The following is a 19,663-nucleotide window of genomic DNA, read 5'->3' as shown; positions in this document are numbered from 1 at the left end:
CCCCATGGCCCATCCCAAAGTGCAGGAGGAGGTTTCTTTCCTTGGCACGCACGCATGCACATCACTTAGCCCGGACGGCCCGCCTGAGCGTCGTCACCGGCCTCGGAGCGGCGGTCCTCGCCTCGGCGTTCGCGCTGCCGGCGACGGCCGAGCCCGTCAACGCCGTCCAGCGCGGCCCGACCAAGATCGTCGCCGCCCAGACCGACCAGAAGCGCAAGAAGGTCGTGGTCAAGCAGGGCGACAGCCTCAGCAAGATCGCCAAGAAGGCGAAGCTGTCGAGCTGGCGGCCGATCTGGGACCTGAACAAGAACATCCACCACCCGAACCTCATCTACCCCGGGCAGAAGCTGCTGATCCCCGCCAAGGGCGAGAAGGTCAAGCACCGCCCGCTCCCGGCGCTGGCCGTGACCCGCGTCGTCTCCCAGGAGCAGCCCGCGGCGACCTCGTCGTCCGGCTCCCGGCGCTCGACCGTGACCCGGTCGGCCTCGGCGCCGGCCGGCGGCGGCGGCGTCTGGGACCGCCTGGCCCAGTGCGAGTCCGGCGGCAACTGGGGCATCAACACCGGCAACGGCTACTCCGGCGGCCTCCAGTTCGCTCCCGGCACCTGGCGTGCCAACGGCGGCAGCGGTTCGGCCCACAACGCCAGCCGCGCCGAGCAGATCCGCGTCGCCGAGCGCGTCCGGGCCTCCCAGGGCTGGGGCGCCTGGCCTGCCTGCTCGGCCAAGCTCGGCCTCCGCTGATCCTCAGCTAGCAACACCACACGGCAACATCGTGGGGAACGGTGCGGCGCGTGGTCCTTCGGGGCTGCGCGCCGCGCCGCGTTCGTGTACTACGGTTGGACCATGACCCAGCAGGCGTCGCTGCTCACCTCCCGCGTCGGCGCGGGGCGGGCTGACGGCGGACGGCGGCACCGGTCGGTGAACCCCGCCCACACCGGCGACGTGGTCGCCGAGGTCCTGCTGGCCTCCCCGGCCACCTTCGTCGACGCCTGCCGGGCGGCCCGCCAGGCCCAGCCGGGCTGGGCGGCCACGCCGGCCCCGGTCCGGGGCCGGGTCGTCAAGCACCTGGGCCGCCTGGTCGAGGAGAACGCCGAGGCCCTGGCCCGCCTCGTCACCCGCGAGATCGGCAAGCCGCTGGCCGAGGCGCGCGGCGAGGTCACCGAGATCGTCGACACCTGCGACTTCTTCGCCGGCGAGGGCCGGCGGCTCTACGGCCAGACGGTCCCGAGCGAGATGCCCGACAAGCAGCTGTTCACCTTCCGCCAGCCGGTCGGGGTGGCCGCCGTGATCACCGCCGGCAACTTCCCGGTGGCGGTGCCCTCCTGGTACCTGGTCCCGGCGCTGCTCTGCGGCAACGCGGTCGTCTGGAAGCCGGCCGAGTGCGCCCCGGCCACCGCCGAGGCCCTGGCCCAGCTCTGCTGGCACGCCGGCCTGCCCGACGGCGTCCTCAACCTCGTCCAGGCCGACGGGCCGTCCACCTTCGAGGGGCTGGGCGCCGCCCTGGAAGCCGGCCTGGTCGACAAGGTCGGCTTCACCGGGTCGACCGAGGTGGGCCGGCGCATCGGCGAGCTCTGCGGCCGCCACCTGCAGGTGCCCTGCCTGGAGCTGGGCGGCAAGAACCCGCTGGTGGTGATGCCCGACGCCGACCTCGACCTGGCCGTCGAGGGGGCGCTGTTCAGCGGCTTCGGCACCGCCGGCCAGCGCTGCACCTCGCTGGGCACGGTGATCGCCCACCGCGAGGTCCACGACGAGTTCCTGGCCCGGTTCGCGGCCGCGGTGGAGGGGGCCGCCGTCGGCGACCCGTTCCAGGACGTGCTCTACGGGCCCATGATCGACCAGCGCTTCTGCGACCGGTTCCTGGGCTGGCTGGACCTGGTCCAGCCCCACCACCGGGTCCACGGTTCGACCGGGACGGGGCGGATCACCGCCGCCAACCCGCGCCGGGGCTTCGTCGGCGACCCCGGCGACGGCCTCTACTGCCACCCGACGATCGTCTCCGGGGTGACCGCCGGCGACGAGTTGTACCGGCGCGAGACCTTCGGCCCGATCGTCGGGGTGGCCGCCTGCGGGTCCCTTGAGGAGGCGGTGGAGCTGGCCAACGGCCACGGCTACGGCCTGTCGGCGGCGATCTACACCCGCGACCCGGCGACCGCCTTCCGCTTCCGCGCCGGCGTCGGGTCGGGGATGGTCAGCGTCAACAACTCGACCTCGGGGGCCGAGGCCCACCTGCCGTTCGGGGGCAACGGCCGCTCCGGCAACGGCAGCCGCCAGTCCGGCATCTGGGTCCTGGACCAGTTCACCCGCTGGCAGGCGCTCAACTGGGACTACGCCGGCCGGTTGCAGAAGGCCCAGATGGACGTTGCCGAGCCCACCCCCGACCGGGACTTCCGAATATGAGCGGTCCCCTGGAGGGGCTGGTCGTGGCCGACCTCTCCAGGGTGCTGGCCGGGCCGTTCGCGACCATGCTCCTGGGCGACCTGGGGGCCGACGTGATCAAGGTCGAGCACCCCGGCGGCGGGGACGAGACCCGCGCCTGGGGGCCGCCCTGGCAGGGCGGGCACAGCACCTACTACCTGGCCGTCAACCGCAACAAGCGCAGCGTCGCCCTCGACCTCAAGACCGACGCCGGCCGGCGGGCCGCCCGGGCCCTGGCCGGCCGGGCCGACGTGCTGGTCGAGAACTTCAAGGCGGGCGCGCTGGAGCGGCTCGGGCTCGGCTTCGAGGAGGTGGCGCGGGACAACCCGGGCCTGGTCTGGTGCTCCGTCTCCGGGTTCGGACGGGGCGCGGGGGCGGACCTGCCCGGCTACGACTTCCTGGTCCAGGCCATGAGCGGGCTGATGAGCATCACCGGCCCGGCCGGGGGCGAGCCGACCAAGGTCGGGGTCGCCCTGGTCGACGTGCTCACCGGGCTGTACGCCTTCGGCGGCGTCCTGGCCGCCCTTGGCGAGCGGGAGCGGACCGGGCGCGGGCAGCGGGTCGAGGTCAGCCTGCTCGGCTCGGCCCTGGCCAGCCTGGTCAACCAGGCGTCCTCGTACCTCTGCACCGGCCGGCCGCCGGTGGCCATGGGCAACCGCCACCCCAGCATCGCCCCCTACGAGACCCTGGCCACCGCCGACCGGCCGCTGGTCGTCGCCGTCGGCAACGACGCCCAGTTCGCCCGCCTCTGCCGGGTCCTGGGCCTGCCCGAGGCGGCCGCCGACCCGCGGTTCGCCACCAACGCCGACCGGGTGACCAACCGCGAGGCCCTGGTCGGCCTGCTGGAGGAGGCCCTGGCCGCCCGTGGGGCGGACGACTGGGCGGCCGACCTGGCCGGCGCCGGGGTCCCCTGCGGCCAGGTCAACGACGTCGGGGAGGCGTTCGCGCTGGCCGAGCGGCTCGGCCTCGACCCGGTGGCCGACGCCGGCGGGATCCCCCAGGTGGCCAACCCGATCCGCCTGTCCTCCTCCCCCGCCTCCTACCGGCTGCCCCCGCCCGCCCTCGGCGAGCACACCGCCGAGGTGCTGGCCTGGCTCGGCATCCCGTCGTAGGCCACGCCGTAGGTCAACTTACGGTTTCTGCGGACGTATCGGCTGGATGCCGGGAACGCCTGGAACATAGGAGAGGTGGCGGCCGCGTGCCGCCACCCGGCACGTGCGGGATGTCTTCCAGGGAGGCGGCCGTCAGGTGGGCACGGCGGACACGGGGAACAGGGGGAGCAGGTCAGGCGACCTCAATCGCCGGCGTGTGGTGCTGGTGGCCGAGAGCGCCGGGCTGGCCGCCGTCCTCAACCAGCTGCTCGACCCGGCCGACCGGCTCAGCCGCCTCGGCTCGCTGCGCGAGCTCGCCGACAGCCGGTCGCTCGACACCGCCGACGTGGTCGTGCTCGACGTGGCCGCCGAGGAGCGGACCGTCGCCGTCGGGCAGATCCGCCGGCGCTACCTGGGGCCGCTGGTCATCATCGTCACCAAGGGGGAGCCGATCACCGGGCTGCGCCTCGACGATGCCTGCGGGCTGCTGTTCCGCCCGTTCTCGGCCGACGAGCTGGGCGAGACCCTGGGCGCACGGGGCCGTCCCCCGGCCCTGGCCACGGCGGCGGCCGGCGGGGCCCCGCCGTCCTCGAACGTCCCCGGCGTGGCCGGGGTGGCGGCGATCCCGGCGGTGGCCGCCGCGTGGCGGCCACCCGGCCCCGGGAAGCCGGGGGTGGAGCTCCCGCCGCCCGACCCTGACGTGGCTCCGGTCGCGCCCAAGCCGGTCGACCCCAAGGCGTCCGCCCGGCAGGCGCCGGTGCGGCCGGCGCCGCCGGTCCCGCCCGGCCAACCCGGCCTGGTCGAGCGGGGCCAGCGGCTGCTGATCGCCCTCACCCAGGGCTGGCAGGCCCGGCGGCGGGTCCGGGTGGCCGGGTTCTCGGTCTTCGCCCTGGTCGCCTTCACGGCCGCCTTCGCCCTGGCCGCCCAGGGCGGCCGCTGCGGCCCCGGCTGCGACGCGTTCGGGACCGGGTTCTCCCCCGGCCCGACGGTCGCCCCCGCCTCCTCGCGCACCCCCTCGACCACCGGCCCCAAGCGCTCCACCACCACCACCGCCGCCGCCCGTTCCGGCACCCCGGGCACCGGCGTCTTGCGCGGCATCTCCGGCGGCGGCGTGGCCAGCACCACCACGACCGCCGCGGACCGGGCCACGACCACCACCAAGAAGCACACCGCCACCACCCGCCCGGCCACCACCCAGTCGACGGCCCCGCCGACCACGGCCCCGCCGACCACGGCCCCCCCGACGACCGCCCCGCTCACCACCGCGCCGCCGACGACGGTGGGCGCCTAGCCCCCGGCCCGGCCCCGGGAGGCGGCGGCGAGCACGAACGCCCCGGCGACCAGCAGGTATGACCCGAGGATGTCGGTCGCCCAGTGCTTGCCGGTGACGGCGCGGACGAGCAGGTGCAGGACCAGGGCGAGGGCCATGGCGGCCAGCAGCCACGGCCGCCAGCGCGGCCGCCGCGCGCCCACGACCAGCACCCCCACCGTCCAGCCGAGGCCGAGGGCCAGGGCCGCCCCCGAGGGGTAGGCGCCGACGTAGAGCGGCCCGTCGTGGGCCACCTCCCCGGGGCCGGGACGCCCGAACGCCACCCGCAGGGCGTAGAGGACAGGGAGGGCGGCCAGCGCCGGCAGCAGCCAGCGCCAGCGGGCGACCACCGCCGGGAACCCGTGCCGGCGGACCTCGCCGGCGAGGAAGCCGGTGGCGGCCGCGAGCGGCAGCAACGTCATCAGCAGGGCGCCCGGCGGCCAGCCGGCCTCGCTGCTGAGCGCCTGCACCAGCCGGCTCTCGGGCGGCAGGAGGGGCCGGGCGGCGTCGGGGACGGCACGGTCCAGCCAGCCGGCCTGCTGGCGGACGGCCAGCCCGAGCCCGACGACGGCGGCCAGGCACCCGGCCCCCGCGGCCAGCAGGAGCGGCCGGCGCGGCATGGGAGCTACCGGGCCGGCGCGCCGGGCACGAAGGGGAAGCCCTCGTAGCTGGCGGCGTCGGTCCCATAGGGGAGGGCCCCGATGTCCCGGGAGGACCTGGTGTCGGGCAGGCGGCCCAGGCGCGGGTGGTCCGGGATGTCGATCCCGGCGCCGATCGCCGGGCTCCCCCGCCGCAGCAGGAAGTCGGCCGGCTCGAAGACCTCGGAGCCGGGACGCAGCTCCCAGCGGTCGGCGGCGGAGCGGGCGACGTCCAGCCGGAAGCCGGCGAAGCGGGGGTCGCTCCCCTTGCCGGCGGCCTCGCCGACCCCGTCGCGTTCCAGCCCGGTGGCCCGGGAGAAGGCCGGGACGGTGGCGGCGTTGGCCAGCAGGTCGTCCCCGCCGGCCCCGTCGACCCGCCAGTAGAGGTTCCCGTCCACGATCTGGTCCGGCCCGGTCGGGTAGTCGCCGTTCACGACGCCGTTGACGGTGCCCGCGAGGTTGTTGGCGACATAGGTGCCGGCCGGCGCCGGCGGGACCAGGTTGAGGCCGTCCCCGTCGCTGTTCAGGAGCACCAGGGTGTTGTGGTAGATGAAGACGTTGCCGGCGTGCTGCTTGAACATGTACTCGTAGCCGAAGCGGCCGCCGCCGTTCCAGCGGTTGATGCCCGGGGCCCGGTTGACGGGGGGGTCCTGCAGCGACACCACGACGTTGCGGAAGACGTACAGCGGGCCGCTGAACGAGGGCGACTCCTGGCCGGCGGCGACGGCGACCAGGCAGTTGCCGATGAAGTTCTCGTAGACCCGCACCTCGCCGACGTCCCGGGTCCCCTCCAGCTCGAGGGCGTCGTCGCCGCAGTTCTCCATGCGGTTGTGGTGGACGGCGATCCCCCGCTCGTCGGTGTTGGTGCTGATCAGGTCCTGGCCCGACCCCCGGAGATGGTTGTGGGAGATCTCCCAGTCGTGGGTGCCGCCGTAGAGGTCGACGGCGGTGCTGCGCAGCAGGTCGGCCGGGGCCGGCGGGTTCTTCATGTCGCTCCAGAAGACCCAGCGGGGGTTGTCCCCGTAGATGCGCGACCTGGTCACGGTGATGTCGTGGATGCCGTCCCCCTCGGCCCGGATGCCGGCGTCGCCGGTCCAGGCGGTGATGCCGTCGAAGTGGACGTGGTGGGCCCTCGGCGACAGCACGATGGTGTGCTTGGCCTGGTTGACGGTGAGGTCCCTGAGCACCAGGTGGGACCCGTCGACGACCAGGGTCGAGGGGGCGCTGGACAGGATGATCGGGTAGCGGCGCGGGTCCGGGCGGTCGCCGTCGAGCACCGCCCCGTAGCGGGCCTCGGCCGCCCGCAGGGCGGCCGTCTTGGCCAGGCGGATGTGGACCCGCTGGTCGGCCGGGTCGTAGAAGACGCCCGGCCCGGCGTAGAAGGGCGTCGCCTGGTCGACGTAGGCGTCGCTGGGCGCCCGGAACGCCTCGGCGGACCGGTACGGGATGAGCCCCACCCGCCCGTTCCGGTACCCGGGAACGCCGTCGAGGTAGGCGTACGCCTGGTCCGGTGGGGACGTCCGCACCGACCGGTACTCCCCGATGGCCGGGTCGACCGGCTCCCAGTCGTGGTTGCCAGGCCTCCGGAAGCCCGCCGGGCCGGAGTCGATGACCGCGCTCTCCCCGGGATAGGACTGGATGGTGATCGGGGCGGCGGCGGTCCCGCTGGCCGTGACCGTGGGGAGCTCCAGGTAGGTCCCGCCGCGGATGAGGAGGGTGTCGCCGGGGCGGAGCTGGCCGGCGGCGAACGCGATCGTCCGCCAGGGCCTGCTCAGAGAGCCGGGGTTGCCGTCGCTGCCGTCGACCGAGACGTAGCGGGTGGTCCCCGGCTCGGGGGAGCCCTGGAGGGCGCGGCTCCCGATCCCGGCCAGGGCCGCCACGAGGACGGCACCCGCCGCCGCCAGGAGCCAGGCGCGCCGGCGCCTCACCACCGCGAGCCGACGACCACGGCGGCCGGGTCGCTGACGTCGCCGTGGCGGAGCATCCTGGCCGCCGCCTCGACGTCCCTCCAGCGGCTGCCGGTGCGGACGATCAGCAGCGTCGCGTCGCCCTCGCGGGCCAGCGAGAGGACGTCGCGGGCGAAGGCGGCCGGCGGCGCGTCGATGATGGCGATGAACCCGAGGTCCCGGAGGGTGCCGATCACCTGCTTGAGCCGCGGCCTGGCCAGCAGCGCGGCCGGGTCCGAGCGCGGGGTCCCCGAGGGCAGCACCAGCAGGCGCTGGGCCACCGACACGAGCAGGGTCACGGGGTCGAGGTCCTCGTCCTCGAGCAGGTCGGCGAGGCCTTCGGCCTGGGCCAGGCCCATGGCCGTCTGCCCCGACGGCTGGCGCAGGTTGGCCTGGACGAGGAGGACGTTCTTGCCCTGGGCGGCGAGGGTCTGGGTCAGGTCGGAGGCGAAGCTCGCCTCGGGGCCGCGGATCCCGGCGCGGACGATCGTGAGCACCGTGATGGCCGTCCCGAGGCCGTTGTGCTCCAGCATCCGGCAGATCTCCTGCAGGCCGTCCACCGGCCGCAGCGGGAGGCCGTTCATGGACGGCATGGGCCGGCCGAGGCTCCTGGCCGGGACCTCCCCGATGACCACCAGGCCGGTCGAGCCCTCGACGTCGTCGACCTTGCTCACCCGGGCCCGGAGGGCCCTGGCCGTGAACACCCCGATCAGGAGGACGACACCACCGGCGGCCAGGACGACGGGAAGGGGCAGGCCGGCCACGTCCGCGGCCAAGGCGGACGCGATCGCCTCACCTGCCGGCCCTCCTGGTGGCATCTCGTCCCCCTGGCCGCAGCCCACCAAGGTCTGACGGTGGCTTCGCTACATGTCGAGAGTAACGCAGGTCGGGGCTCAATTGGGCAGCCCTCCGCGGACCAGGGCGCCGGCGGTGTTGGCCACGGGCACCGGCAGCCGCTTCCACACCCGGGTCGCCCATTCCAGCTTGTCGGCGCCGTCGCCGCCGGTCCCCTCCTCGGCCGGGAACCGGTGCCAGTAGAGCTGCTCGGGCTCGGCGCCGAACTGCCGCTTGGCCTCGAAGGTCCCCGAGTTCCAGGACGACCGCCCGAAGTCGAAGACGGTGCAGCCGCGTTCGATGCCGTAGCGGAAGGCCTCCCAGTAGAGCAGCTGGTTGGGGCCGCGGGAGAAGCTGGACCGCAGCGACGACACCCAGGGCAGGACGATGCGGTCGCCGTGGACCAGCGCCAGACCCGCGCCGACGGTCTCGGCGCCGTCCCGGACCAGGACGAACCGGGCGTCGTCGGGGAGGCTGGCGGCGATCCGCGCGAAGTAGGCCCGCCGGTGCGCCGGGGACCCCAGGTCGCGCATGTTGGCCGCCCAGACACGGTAGAACTGGCCCACCGCCTCCTGGCCGTGCCAGCTCGCCTCGAGCCCGTTGCGGCGCGCCTTGCGGACCTGGCCCCGCCTGGTGGACCGGATGCTCCGCCATACGGCGTCCTCGCCGCCGGTGAGGTCGAGGGTCATGGTCACCTTCTCCAGCGAGGCCGGCAGGCCGATCCGCCGTTCGGTGAGGTGGCGCAGCTCGAGCTTGGCCCCGTGGTCGCCGGCCAGCTCGACCGCGGTCGCGACCAGCGCCTGCTCGGAGGCGACGTCGCCGTCGGTGCAGAGCCCGCCGGAGTCGAGGAACGGCATGGACACCAGATGGCGGCCGAACAGGCGGCTGCGGACCAGGACCAGGGGGAGCACGCCGGCCAGGACCCCGTCCCGGATGGCGGCCAGCGGGAAGGTCCGGTGCCGGTACACCTCCGAGACGATCCCCAGCCAGGCCCAGCGGTGGCCGATGTTGGCGTCGCGGGCGCCGCCCACGAACTGGTCCCAGGCGGCGCCGTTCGTCCACCGCTCGACCTGGACCGGCGGTGCCGGGGGCATGGTCGTCATCGCAGCCGCCTCACGATGCTGAGGACCTGGGTGGCCAGCAGGCGGATGTCGTAGCCGATGGACCGCCGCTCGAGGTAGGCGAGGTCGGCGCGGACGCGGTCGTGGAGGACCGTGGTCGTGTAGAAGGCGACCGGGTCGGGCGCCGCGGCCAGCAGGTCCGCCTCGTCCATGAAGGCCAGGGTCGAGGGGCCGGCCAGGCCGGGCCGGACGGTCAGCACCCGGCGCTCCTCGGGGCTGTAGAGGGCGACGAACTCCGGCGTCTCCGGCCGGGGCCCGACCAGGCTCATGTCGCCCCGCAGGACGTTGAGCAGCTGGGGCAGCTCGTCGAGGTAGGACTTGCGCAGGAACGCGCCGACGCGGGTGACGCGCGGGTCGCCGGTGGCGCTGACGTTGGCGGACATGCGGTCGGCGCCGACCACCATGGTGCGGAACTTGAGCAGCTCGAACAGCCGGCCGCCGCGGCTCACCCGCTGCTGGCGGTACAGCACCGGGCCGGGCGAGCCGAGCTTGACCAGCAGGGCGATGACCACCAGGACGGGCACGAGCAGGACCAGGGCGGTCAGGGAGACGGCGACGTCGAAGAGCCGCTTGCCGGGCGCGATGTCAGAACCGGTGATCACTGGACAGGCCCCCCTCGTGGTGCACCTGGCGGACGAGCATGAACGGCTCGGCGGCCGCGACTCCGGCGGCCACGCCGTGGCGCCGGGCGTAGGCCTCGATCGCCTCGTAGGAACGCGGGTGCGGGTATGGCCGCATCTCGCCGGCCCAGGTGCGCTCGTAGGAGCGCATCGCCTCCAGCTTGCGCGGCAGCGTGCTGCTGATGTCGACGAACACGTTGGGACTGAAGACGCTGCCCGGGAACGGCGGCGCCCACTCGGTGGACGAGGCGGTCTCGTAGCAGAGCAGCTGCCGCACGCTCGTCCCCTCGACGGGCCGCGCGGCCACCATCGTCGCCTGGAAGACGGTCCGGTGGTCCTGGTTCACGTCCTCCTTGAAGTGCGTGAAGACGATCTCGGGCCGCAGCTCGCCGATGCACTTCTCGATCGGGGTGATGACGTCGAGCAGGGGCAGCGAGTCCAGCCGCTGGTCGGGGAGCTCGCAGAACACGACGTTGGCGGCCCCGAGGACGTCGGCCGCCCCGATGGCGCACTCCTTCTGCTGCTTGACGTGCGCGTGCCGGGCCGTGACGCCGTCGGTGAGGATGCAGATCCACACCTCGTGCCCTTGGGCGGCCAGCCGGGCCATGGTCCCCCCGGCGCCCAGGGTCTCGTCGTCAGGATGTGCCGCCACGGTCAGGACTCTCACCTTGGTACCTCCGCCTTGGACTCGACCGCCCCCGCTGCACGCGCCGCCCGTCCTTCCGCGCGGGTCACCACGCGGAAGCACGCCACCAGCACGCCAGTCGTCGTCACGTAGGCGGCGGTCGAGGCGACCGCCGCGCCCATCACCCCGAAGTGCGGGATCAGCAACAGGTCAAGGGCCACCGTCACCGGCAGGCCGGCGCCGACGGCCGCCGAGTACAGGCCCGGCCGGCCAACGCCCTGCAGGTAGGCGCTGATGACCCCGATGACCCCGCCGCCGGCCAGCCCGATCAGCAGCACGCAGGCCGGCAGCACCGCCTCCTTGAAGGCCGGGCCGTAGAACAGTGGCAGGACCAGCGGCGCGGCCAGGGCCATGGGGACGGCCAGGGCGGCCGGGATCCAGCCGATCCCGGGCAGCATGGCCCGCGCCTTGTCGGCGGCCACCTTGCCCCCGTCGCGGGCGTAGTCCGGGTAGAGCACGTAGTTCATGGCCAGCGAGGGCAGCCGCAGCAGCTCGGCGTACCGCGAGGCCACGGCGTAGATGCCGAGCGAGGCGGGCCCGACCAGCACCCCGACGAGGGCGAAGTCGAGCCGCGCGTTCAGCAGCAGGGCGATGCTGCCCAGCTGGGCCCGGAACCCGTAGGCGGCGACGTGGCCGGCCAGCGCCACCGACGGCCGGCCGGCCCCGGTGAAGTAGCCGAGGCGGGCCAGCCGGGTCCAGCCGTACCCGCCGGTGGCCAGGTCGCCACCCAGCAGGGCCAGCACGATGGCGGCGAAGTGGTCGGTCCCGGCCAGCAGGAGCAGGCCGAGGAAGGGGAGGAACAGGAACTCCTCGAGGAAGATGATGCGGTTGCTGCCGCTGAGGTCGTCGAAGCCCTGGGTGCAGGCCATGGCGGCCGACTCGAGGGCCTGGGTGAGCACCGAGACGCCGGCCACGGCGACCAGGACCAGCGGCAGCTGCGGGAACAGCCACGGCCCGAGCAGCGGCGAGGCCGCGATCCACAGCCCGGCCCCGACCGCGCCGGCGGCCACGGTCATGGCGGCCAGGGTCGACCGGTACCTGGGCTCGGAGCGGCCCGGTCCGGACAGGAAGTAGGGGGCGGCCCCGTACAGGCCGCTGGACAGGACCAGCCCGGTGAGCCAGGGCAGGACCCGGAGCAGCACCAGCGTGCCCACCCCGGCCGGGCCGGCGATCCGGGCCACCACCAGGCTGGCCAGCAGCAGCGAGCCGATCGCGCCCACCCGGGCGAGCAGGTTGGCGGCGATCGGCCGGCGCTGGCCTTCCAGCAGGCCCCGCCAGCCCTGGGACAGCCGCCCGGGCCGGATCACTCGCCGGCCCCCCAGGGATGCTCGGCGGCCGGCCCGGGCGGCATGGCGGAAGGGTCGCGCGGGGCCGGCGCCGGGGCCTCCGGCTCCAGCCCCAGGAGCCGCGAGTAGACGTCGTCGAGGGCGGCGCACATCCGCTCCCGGGTGAAGAGCAGCCGCACCCGGGTCCGGGCCTGGGCGCCGATGGCGGCCGCCTCCACCGGGTGCTCCAGCAGCCAGCAGACGCCCTCGGCCAGCTTCCCGGGGTCGCGGGCGGGGGCCAGCAGGCCCGTCGAACCCGGGCTGACGAGGTCGACCACGCCGTCGACGGCGGTCGCCACCACCGGCCGGCCGGAGGCCATGGCCTCGGTCACGCCCCGGCCAACGCCTTCGTAGAGCGAGCTGACCACGTACACGTCGAAGGCCGAGGCGACCCGGGCGGCGTCGCGGCGGAAGCCGGTGAGCAGGAGGGGTACCCCGAGCTGGCCGGCCAGGGCGCCGGCCTTCTCGGCGAGCTCGCCCTCGCCCACCATCACGAAGCGGGCGTCCGGGTGGCGCTCACGGACCTTGGCGGCCATGCGGACGAAGTCGAGCGGCGCCTTCTGGGCGTCCAGGCGCCCCACCGTGCCCACCAGCGGCGCCCCGGCGGGGATGCCGAGCTCGGCCCGGACGGTGGGGTCGGCGTCCTCCGGGATGTCGTCCAGGTCGACCGCCGAGGGGGCCACGTCGGTCCGCCCCGGGGTCGCGACCCTGGCCAGCACGGCGTCGCGGGCGACCGACGGCGACACGGCGACGAAGCCGGAGGTGATCGCCCGCAGCCGCCGCTCCACGAACAGGAAGGTGCGCAGGCCCCGGGGCATGACCTCGCGCAGCTGGGTCCGGGAGCCGTCCGGCGCCGGCCACCACGGGTCCCGGCCGTGGAGGGTGACGATGACGATCGGCGTCCGGCTGAGGAAGGCGGCGACCCGGCCGAGCACGTCGGCCTTGGCCTCGTGGACGTGGACGATGCCGAAGCGCTCCCGGCGCAGCAGCCGGACCAGCCGCGCCAGGGCGGCCAGGTCGGACGCGGGCGCGATCTCCCGCACCAGCCCGGGAACCTTGACGGTGCGGATCCCCTCGCGCTCGGCCCGCTCCCACAGCGGGCCGTCCGGGCCGCCCGCGATCCAGGCCTCGTAGCGCCGCGGGTCCATGCCGGTCGCCGACAGCAGGGTGTTGCCGCCGGCGCCGGCCTCGAACCTGGTGATCAGGTGGAGCACCTTGACCCGGACCGGCGCCGGGCCGCCCGGGAACCGCCCGGGGGCCGGCACGGGCGGCGGCGGGGGCAGCCAGCGACCGCTCACCGCAGCGCCTGCTCGGGCGAGCGCGCCCACGCCACCATCGCCGCCAGGCCCTCGGGCAGGGAGGTACGGGGCCGGTAGCCGAAGGCGGCCTGGGCCACCGAGGTGTCGGCGGCGGTGTGGCGGACGTCGCCGGTGGCCTGCGGGCGGCGCACGACGCGCAGCTCGCCGCAGAGGTCGCTGACGATGTCCAGGACGGCGTTCAGCGACGTCCGGGAGCCGCCACCGATGTTGGCCACCCCGCACCAGTCGGAGGCGGCGGCGTCCCGCATGGCCTTGACCACGTCGCCGACGAAGGTGAAGTCGCGGGTCTGCTCCCCGTCCCCGTAGACCTCGAACTCCTCGCCGGCCAGGGCGGCCGCGACCAGCCGGGAGAAGGCCATGTCGGGCCGCTGCCTGGGCCCGTAGACGGTGAACAGCCGCAGGGAGGCGACCGGGACGCCGAAGCTGGTGCGGTAGACCTCGCACAGGTGCTCGGCGGCCAGCTTGGTCACCCCGTAGGGGGACACCGGCTGGGGCCGGAGCGACTCGGGCGTCGGATAGGCCTCGGCGTCCCCGTAGACCGAGGAGCTGGAGGCGAAGACGAACTTGCGCAGCGGGTGGAGCATGCTCGCCTCGAGCAGGCGCTGGGTGGCGGCGATGTTGTGGCGCACGTACTGGACGAAGTCCGGGCCCCAGGAGGCGCGCACGCCCGGCTGCCCGGCGAGGTGGAACACGCAGTCGACGCCGTCCAGCAGCGGCGCCAGGGGCGCCTCGGAGAGGTCGTCCTCGAGGAAGCTGAACCCGGGCCGCCCGCGAAGGTGGGCGAGGTTCTGCTCCTTGCGCAGACGGCTGTAGTAGTCCGTGAAGGCGTCGACGCCCAGCACTTCGGCGCCGTCGTCGAGCAGCGCCGCACTCAGATGCGACCCAACGAACCCGGCAGCTCCCGTCACCAACGCGATCATGTCGACCCCCCCAGGGACCAGCGGTTGGCCTTGCCCCACAGCCCGAGGGCCGCGGCCGTGCCGAACAACGTCCACAGCGGCCGCTCGTGCAGGACCTCGTGGGTGAGGCTGTACAGGGCGACCAGGATGAATCCCGCCACCAGGTAGGCGGGCGCCGGCAGGACCTCGGCGAAGTCCGGCTTGAGCCGGCTCGGGTTCCAGATGGTGAGCGCGAGCACGACCACCTCGAGGGCGAGCAGGAGGATGCCGGCGAACCCGAGGACGCCCCGCTCCACCAGCGCCGCCACCCAGTCGTTGTGGGCCTCGTGCGGGTAGGCGGCCTCCTGCTGGCGCAGGGTGTGCTCGGTGGTGACGGGCCCTCGGCCCAGGAACCCGGAGGTCTGGAACAGGCCGAAGGTCTGCTGGTTGACCAGGATGCGCTCGGACTCGCTGTCGGACCCTCGGCCGATCGAGTTGCGGATCAGGGGGTTCGGGCTCTGGCTGGCCCGCTCGATCAGCTCGCCCTGCTGGGCCAGCAGCCCCACCGAGCCCACCAGCAGCAGCAGGGCGAGCGAGAAGGCGATGGCCGTGTCCGGTCCGCGCCGGGCCCGGACCTGGAGGACCAGGGCGACGGCCAGGCCGGCGAAGAGCCCGCTGATGGCGCCCAGCGAACCGGTGAGCAGCAGGCCGAGGGAGACCGCGCCGAGGGCGGGCGCCCGCCAGCGCCACCGCCGCGGGCGCCGGGCGGCCAGCATGACCAGCAGGGAGAGGGCGAACCAGAGGCCGGCGGCGTTCTGCTCGCCGAAGGTGAAGCCGGCCCGCTCGGCGTCGTCCCCGCCCCCGATGGTGCTCGGGCCGTACAGCACCACCAGGGCGATGGACCAGGCGGCCGCGCTCAGGCACCAGACGTCCACGATGAACCCGGCCCGGGCCGCCGTGCGGCCGAAGTTGGCCAGCGCCGCCGCCCAGGCCAGCAGGTACAGGTCCTGCACGATGGTGACCGCGCCCATCCAGGGGAGGTCGCCGAAGGCGGCGGCGATGGTCCCGGCGATGACCATGACGCCCATCCCGGCCACGTACGGCAGCCGCAGGCGCTGCCTGGTCATGCCGGCCCACACCAGCACCGCCGCGATGCCCGCGACCAGCCCCAGGTCGGCCGGGGCGACGTTGTTGACGAAGGCAGGCTGGAGGATGGGCAGCGTGGCGATGCCGAGCACCACCCCGGCCCGGGCCAGCCCGTCGCCGTCGCCGGTACGGCGACGGGCGCTGACCTGTGGCCGGTCCGATCGCGGTGCCTGGACGGTCATGTCCCAGCTCAGCCCACGGCGGCCGTCGGCACGTCCTGCCGGCCGTCGTCCAGGGCGTGGGCGGCCTGGCCGCTGGTCATCGCCTTGAAGTTGCTGTACTTGGCGTCGGTGTAGTTGCCGACCAGCCCGCGCTCGACGGCCGCCTTGACCTCGGCGATCCCGTCGGCGAGGGAGTGGCGCGGGGTGAACCCGAGGGCGGAGCGGATGTGGGCGAAGGAGACCCGGTAGTTGGCCTCCTCGGCGGCCGCCTCCTCGAACCGCACCCGGACCCCCGGGACCAGCTCCGAGATGAGCTGGGCCACGTCGACCAGCCGGTGGTTCTGCTCGTCGGAGCCGACGTTGAAGACCTCGTGGGCGACCGCCCTGGCCGGCGCCTCAAGGCACTGGATGATGGCGTCGGCGCCGTCGGCGACGTGGAGGAAGGGCCGCCACTGCTGGCCGCCCATGATGGTGATCTCGCCCTCGGACACCGCCCGGGCCGCGAGCAGGTTGACCACCAGGTCGAAGCGCTCGCGCGGCGACCGGCCATAGAACGTCCCGAAGCGCAGGACCGAGGGGCAGAAGCCGTTGCTGTTCAGGGACAGCAGCAGCTCCTCGGACTCCATCTTGCTCTGGGCGTACAGCGAGATCGGGGCCAGGGTGGAGCCCTCGTCGAGCAGGTCGTCCGTGGCCCCGTAGACGCTGCAGGTCGAGGCGAAGATGAACCGCTTGATGCCGAGCCCGCGGGCCACGGCGGCGGCGGTGAAGGTGGCGTCGCGGTTGATCTGGAGGGTCAGCTGCTCGTCGAGCTCGCAGGCCGGGTCGCCGACCAGCGCCCCCAGGTGGACGACGGCGTCGGCGAAGCGGCAGGCCGCGACGACCGCCTCGATGTTGCGCAGGTCTCCCTTGATCAGGTCGAAGCCGGGCCGGTCGGCGACGTGGCGGATGCCGTCGTCGCCGTACATGAGGGCGTCGAGCACGGTGACGGCGTAGCCCTTGTCCAGCAGCCGCTCGATCAGGACCGAGCCGACGTAACCGGCGCCGCCGATCACGCAGACGCGGCGGACGGTCCCCCGTCCCACCTTCCCGGTCAGGTCGATCGTGCCGTTGGACCTCGAGGAGGTCGTCATCGGGTCTGGCCCCCCTTGGAGTTGTTGGTCTGGCTGCCGTTGGTCTCGTTGCCGTTGGTCCGGCCGTTGCTCCCGTTGCCGCTGGCCCGGCGAGACCGCCGGAGACCGGCGATCGCCGCGCAGACCCGGTCGACCTGGTCGTCGCGCAGGGTCGGGTACAGCGGCAGGGACACGATCTGCTCGAACACCGCCTCGGCGGCCGGGAACCGGCGCGGGTCCACCCCGTCGCCCAGCAGCGGGCCGAGGTAGGGCTGGGTGTGCATCGGGATGAAGTGGACCGAGCAGTCGATGCCCAGCTCGTGCAGGCCGGCCATGAGCTCGTCGCGCGACATCCCGAACCCGGGAAGCACCCGCATCACGTACAGGTGCCAGGCGTGGCCGCCGTCGTCCGGCCGGGCGGGCAGCCCGATGCCGGGGACCTCGGCCAGGGCCTGGTCGTAGCGGGCCACGATCTCGGCCCGGCGGGCCTGCCAGCCGGCGAAGTGGCCCATCTGGGCCCGGCCGATGGCGGCCTGCGGGTCGGTCATGTTCGCCTTGAGGCCGACGTTGTCGACGCTGTAGCGCCACGCCGACCCGGGCAGGTACCGCTTCCAGGCGTCACGGCTCATGCCGTGGAGCCGGCAGCGCCGCACGTGGTCGGCCAGCTCGGCGTCGGCGGTGGTGACCATGCCGCCCTCGCCGATGGGCAGGTTCTTGGTGGCGTAGAAGCTGAAGCAGGTGGCCGCCGAGATCGTCCCGACCGGCCTGTCGCCGACCCGCGTGCCGACGGCGTGGGCGGCGTCCTCCACCACCCGGGCGAGCGGCAGGCCGGCCGCCTCGGCCATAGCCTCGACCGGTGCCGGGTGGCCGGCGAAATGCAGCGCGACCATGGCCGCGGGGTCGCCGGCGGTCCGGACGGCCGCGGCCGTGGTCCGCTCGTCGGGCATGAGCGTGTCCGGGTCGACGTCGACCAGCACCGGGCGCAGGCCGGCGTGGAGGATCGCGTTGACGGCCCCGCAGAAGGTGATCGTGGAGCTGAGCACGGGCGAGCCCGCGGGCAGCCGCAGCGACCGCAGCGACAGCTCCAGCGCGGCCGTGCAGGACGCGACCGCGACCGCGTGCTCGGCCCCTGTCCAGGCGGCGAACTCCTGCTCGAACGCCGCCACCTCGGGACCGGTGGTGACCCAGCCCGAGGACAGGACGCGGGCCACCGCGGCCTGGGCCTCCTCGGACATCGGCGTTCGGGCGAAGGGAATGCGGTCGGCGGACGTGGAAGTGACGGGAGCCGTCATGCATCGACCTCGGTGTAGGTGTCCTGGGATCGGGTGCTGCGCTGGCCGCCGGGGACCAGGGCCTTCCGGCGCGGGGACTGGTAGACGATCACGCCCAGCAGCGGCCAGCCCGAGATGGTCAGGAAGTCCTTGACCGGGTCGAGGTCGGCCAGCTTGAGCACGGTGGGCGCCACCAGGACCAGGCCGATGCGGCCGCCCTCGCCCTCGGACTGGAGCGCCTCCGGCTCCAGCTCCGCCCGCGCTCCGGGCCGGCGGCGGCGGGCCGTCGGCATGTCCGCCTGCTGGACGGTGGCCGTCTTGAGCGAGTCGCCCAGGATCTGCACCAGGTTGGAGAGGTCGACCTGCCGGTCCAGAGCCATCAGCCGCACCTGCTGCACGCCGGCGGCGACGGCCACCAGCTCGACGTGCATGGCCGCCTCGGCGACGTCGGCCGCCACCCAGCCATGGCGGTGGCCGCGTCGTTGCGGAGGACCGACCAGCTCGGCCAGGACCGGGGCCTCGGTGCCCCTGGCGATGGCCGTCCGCCCGACCAGGGTGGGCCGCAGGCTCTCGACCATGGCCGCGGCGCCGACGCCGAGCAGCAGGCCCAGGAGCCCACCGAGGACCAGGTCGGGAAGGCGGCGGCCGGGGAGCTGCTGGGCCGGCGGGCTGGCCGCGTCCAGGACGTCGGCCTTCGGCCGCAGCGCCCGGGTCGTCTGGACCGACGCGCGCTCGCTCTCCAGCTGGCTCATGCGCTGCTCGAGGGCCTCGCGCCGGCGCACCAGCTGGCCGCTGGCGGCGGCGCCCCCGGCCTGGTCGATGCGGGCGTCCAGGTCGCTGATCTGCTGCTGGAACAGGGTGATCTGCTTGTCCAGGCTGCGGACCACGGACGCGGCCTCACCCGCGGTCACCTGGAGCCGGGTCCTGATGACGGACTCGGCGATGGCGTTGGCCAGGGCCACGGCCACCTCGGGGTCGCTGTCGGTCACCGAGAGCTGCATGACGCCCGAGCTGCCGAGGGCCTGGACGCTCACGTGCCGCCTGGCCAGCTCGGTGGCGTCGCGGCGGACGCCGATCGTGGCCAGCGCCTCGCGGACCAGTGAAGGACCCGACGCGATGGCCCGGGTGGTGTCGGCGATCACCCCTGACTGCGCCTGGTCCTCCGGGTCGGAGGTGTCCAGCACCAGCCGAGCCGACGCCGAGTACCGCGGGGCGTCGTCCAAATGGATCGCGAAGCCGGCCAGAAGCCCCGCCAATACCAGTGCCGCAATTAGCTTCTTGTGCCGGCCGAAGATCCGACCGATCACCTCACCAAGTTCCAACGGAGCCCTACCTCCTGCACCGCGAGTCCGGCCCGGCGCACGGCCGTCACGCCGCCCCCTGGGAGCGTCCTCAATACGAATTCCATATCGCAGGAGATCGCTGGCGGAGACGATCTCGATTACGGGAGGCGGCCTTCTGACCATGCCCCCCCTTGTTGCAAAGACCCCTGGCCCCCCGCCCGCGATCGTCGGCCGGCCAGCGCCTAGCCTGCATATCCGCTGCGAATGCATCTTAGGAGACGTTTGCCGGTGGAACTAACCCCACTTCGACGTAGGTGCCATCGTCGGGTTGCCGTAGCCCCAGCAGGCAGGCAACCTCTCGGCTGGCCCAGATGGGCTACCGCCAACCTACGTAGCTCATTAGGGGGATGCTGGATTACAGCAAAGGAGCCTGTACAAATAGCAGAGGACGCGGCCGGGCAATCAGCGCAGTTTTCTGCCGAACCGCTTCGGGGCCGTCGTCGCACCGGCGCT

General features: G+C 74.1%; 17 protein-coding genes. 4 read left to right on the top strand and 13 right to left on the bottom strand.

What is annotated here, in order from left to right; translation table 11 throughout:
- The first annotated feature begins 41 nt into the window (after positions 1-41).
- The 4 genes from VF468_28415 to VF468_28400 all read left to right on the top strand — a co-directional run bounded on the left by VF468_28415 (position 42) and on the right by VF468_28400 (position 4,796).
- Complete coding sequence (locus VF468_28415; GenBank protein HEX5882209.1) at positions 42-740, top strand: transglycosylase family protein; 699 nt, start codon at positions 42-44, stop codon at positions 738-740.
- A 102-nt stretch (positions 741-842) separates the two neighbouring features.
- The gene (locus VF468_28410) at positions 843-2,396 is read left to right on the top strand and encodes an aldehyde dehydrogenase family protein (protein HEX5882208.1); all 1,554 of its coding nucleotides are present in this window, start codon (positions 843-845) and stop codon (positions 2,394-2,396) included.
- Positions 2,393-3,526, top strand: coding sequence for a CoA transferase (locus VF468_28405; protein HEX5882207.1), 1,134 nt, complete (start codon positions 2,393-2,395; stop codon positions 3,524-3,526). The genes VF468_28410 and VF468_28405 overlap by 4 nt, the downstream gene beginning before the upstream one ends.
- Before the next feature lie 205 nt (positions 3,527-3,731).
- On the top strand, positions 3,732-4,796 hold the full coding sequence (locus VF468_28400) for a hypothetical protein (GenBank protein HEX5882206.1): 1,065 nt from the start codon (positions 3,732-3,734) through the stop codon (positions 4,794-4,796).
- Here the strand turns inward: VF468_28400 and VF468_28395 are convergent.
- The 13 genes from VF468_28395 to VF468_28335 all read right to left on the bottom strand — a co-directional run bounded on the left by VF468_28395 (position 4,793) and on the right by VF468_28335 (position 19,051).
- Positions 4,793-5,434 carry a phosphatase PAP2 family protein gene (locus VF468_28395; protein ID HEX5882205.1) on the bottom strand — a complete coding sequence of 214 codons (642 nt, stop codon included), beginning with the start codon at positions 5,432-5,434 and terminating at the stop codon, positions 4,793-4,795. The two genes, VF468_28400 and VF468_28395, sit on opposite strands and share 4 nt — an antisense overlap.
- Before the next feature lie 5 nt (positions 5,435-5,439).
- A complete protein-coding gene (locus tag VF468_28390; GenBank protein HEX5882204.1) occupies positions 5,440-7,380 on the bottom strand; it encodes a hypothetical protein in 1,941 nt (646 codons plus the stop codon).
- Positions 7,377-8,174 carry a hypothetical protein gene (locus tag VF468_28385; GenBank protein HEX5882203.1) on the bottom strand — a complete coding sequence of 266 codons (798 nt, stop codon included), beginning with the start codon at positions 8,172-8,174 and terminating at the stop codon, positions 7,377-7,379. Before VF468_28385 ends, VF468_28390 begins: the two co-directional genes overlap by 4 nt.
- A gap of 117 nt (positions 8,175-8,291) precedes the next feature.
- Complete coding sequence (locus tag VF468_28380; GenBank protein ID HEX5882202.1) at positions 8,292-9,335, bottom strand: FemAB family XrtA/PEP-CTERM system-associated protein; 1,044 nt, start codon at positions 9,333-9,335, stop codon at positions 8,292-8,294.
- A complete protein-coding gene (locus tag VF468_28375; GenBank protein HEX5882201.1) occupies positions 9,332-9,955 on the bottom strand; it encodes a sugar transferase in 624 nt (207 codons plus the stop codon). The genes VF468_28380 and VF468_28375 overlap by 4 nt, the downstream gene beginning before the upstream one ends.
- Positions 9,939-10,640 carry a PIG-L deacetylase family protein gene (locus tag VF468_28370; protein ID HEX5882200.1) on the bottom strand — a complete coding sequence of 234 codons (702 nt, stop codon included), beginning with the start codon at positions 10,638-10,640 and terminating at the stop codon, positions 9,939-9,941. The genes VF468_28375 and VF468_28370 overlap by 17 nt, the downstream gene beginning before the upstream one ends.
- Positions 10,637-11,965: a polysaccharide biosynthesis C-terminal domain-containing protein gene (locus VF468_28365; GenBank protein ID HEX5882199.1), complete on the bottom strand. Its 1,329-nt coding sequence runs from the start codon at positions 11,963-11,965 to the stop codon at positions 10,637-10,639. Before VF468_28365 ends, VF468_28370 begins: the two co-directional genes overlap by 4 nt.
- Positions 11,962-13,281, bottom strand: coding sequence for a glycosyltransferase family 4 protein (locus VF468_28360; GenBank protein HEX5882198.1), 1,320 nt, complete (start codon positions 13,279-13,281; stop codon positions 11,962-11,964). The genes VF468_28365 and VF468_28360 overlap by 4 nt, the downstream gene beginning before the upstream one ends.
- Positions 13,278-14,210, bottom strand: coding sequence for an NAD-dependent epimerase/dehydratase family protein (locus VF468_28355; GenBank protein HEX5882197.1), 933 nt, complete (start codon positions 14,208-14,210; stop codon positions 13,278-13,280). Before VF468_28355 ends, VF468_28360 begins: the two co-directional genes overlap by 4 nt.
- A gap of 8 nt (positions 14,211-14,218) precedes the next feature.
- Positions 14,219-15,508, bottom strand: coding sequence for an O-antigen ligase family protein (locus VF468_28350; protein ID HEX5882196.1), 1,290 nt, complete (start codon positions 15,506-15,508; stop codon positions 14,219-14,221).
- Between the two features lie 8 nt (positions 15,509-15,516).
- Positions 15,517-16,617: an NAD-dependent epimerase/dehydratase family protein gene (locus VF468_28345; protein HEX5882195.1), complete on the bottom strand. Its 1,101-nt coding sequence runs from the start codon at positions 16,615-16,617 to the stop codon at positions 15,517-15,519.
- Positions 16,614-17,831, bottom strand: a complete 1,218-nt coding sequence (locus tag VF468_28340; protein ID HEX5882194.1) for a DegT/DnrJ/EryC1/StrS family aminotransferase — start codon at positions 17,829-17,831, stop codon at positions 16,614-16,616. The genes VF468_28345 and VF468_28340 overlap by 4 nt, the downstream gene beginning before the upstream one ends.
- A 53-nt stretch (positions 17,832-17,884) precedes the next feature.
- Positions 17,885-19,051 carry a hypothetical protein gene (locus VF468_28335; GenBank protein ID HEX5882193.1) on the bottom strand — a complete coding sequence of 389 codons (1,167 nt, stop codon included), beginning with the start codon at positions 19,049-19,051 and terminating at the stop codon, positions 17,885-17,887.
- Positions 19,052-19,663: the final 612 nt, after the last annotated feature.

This window comes from Actinomycetota bacterium (assembly GCA_036280995.1).
Taxonomy (GTDB): domain Bacteria; phylum Actinomycetota; class CALGFH01; order CALGFH01; family CALGFH01; genus CALGFH01.
Note: the sequence above shows the minus strand (reverse complement) of the source record. Positions and strands in the feature narration are given on the sequence as shown.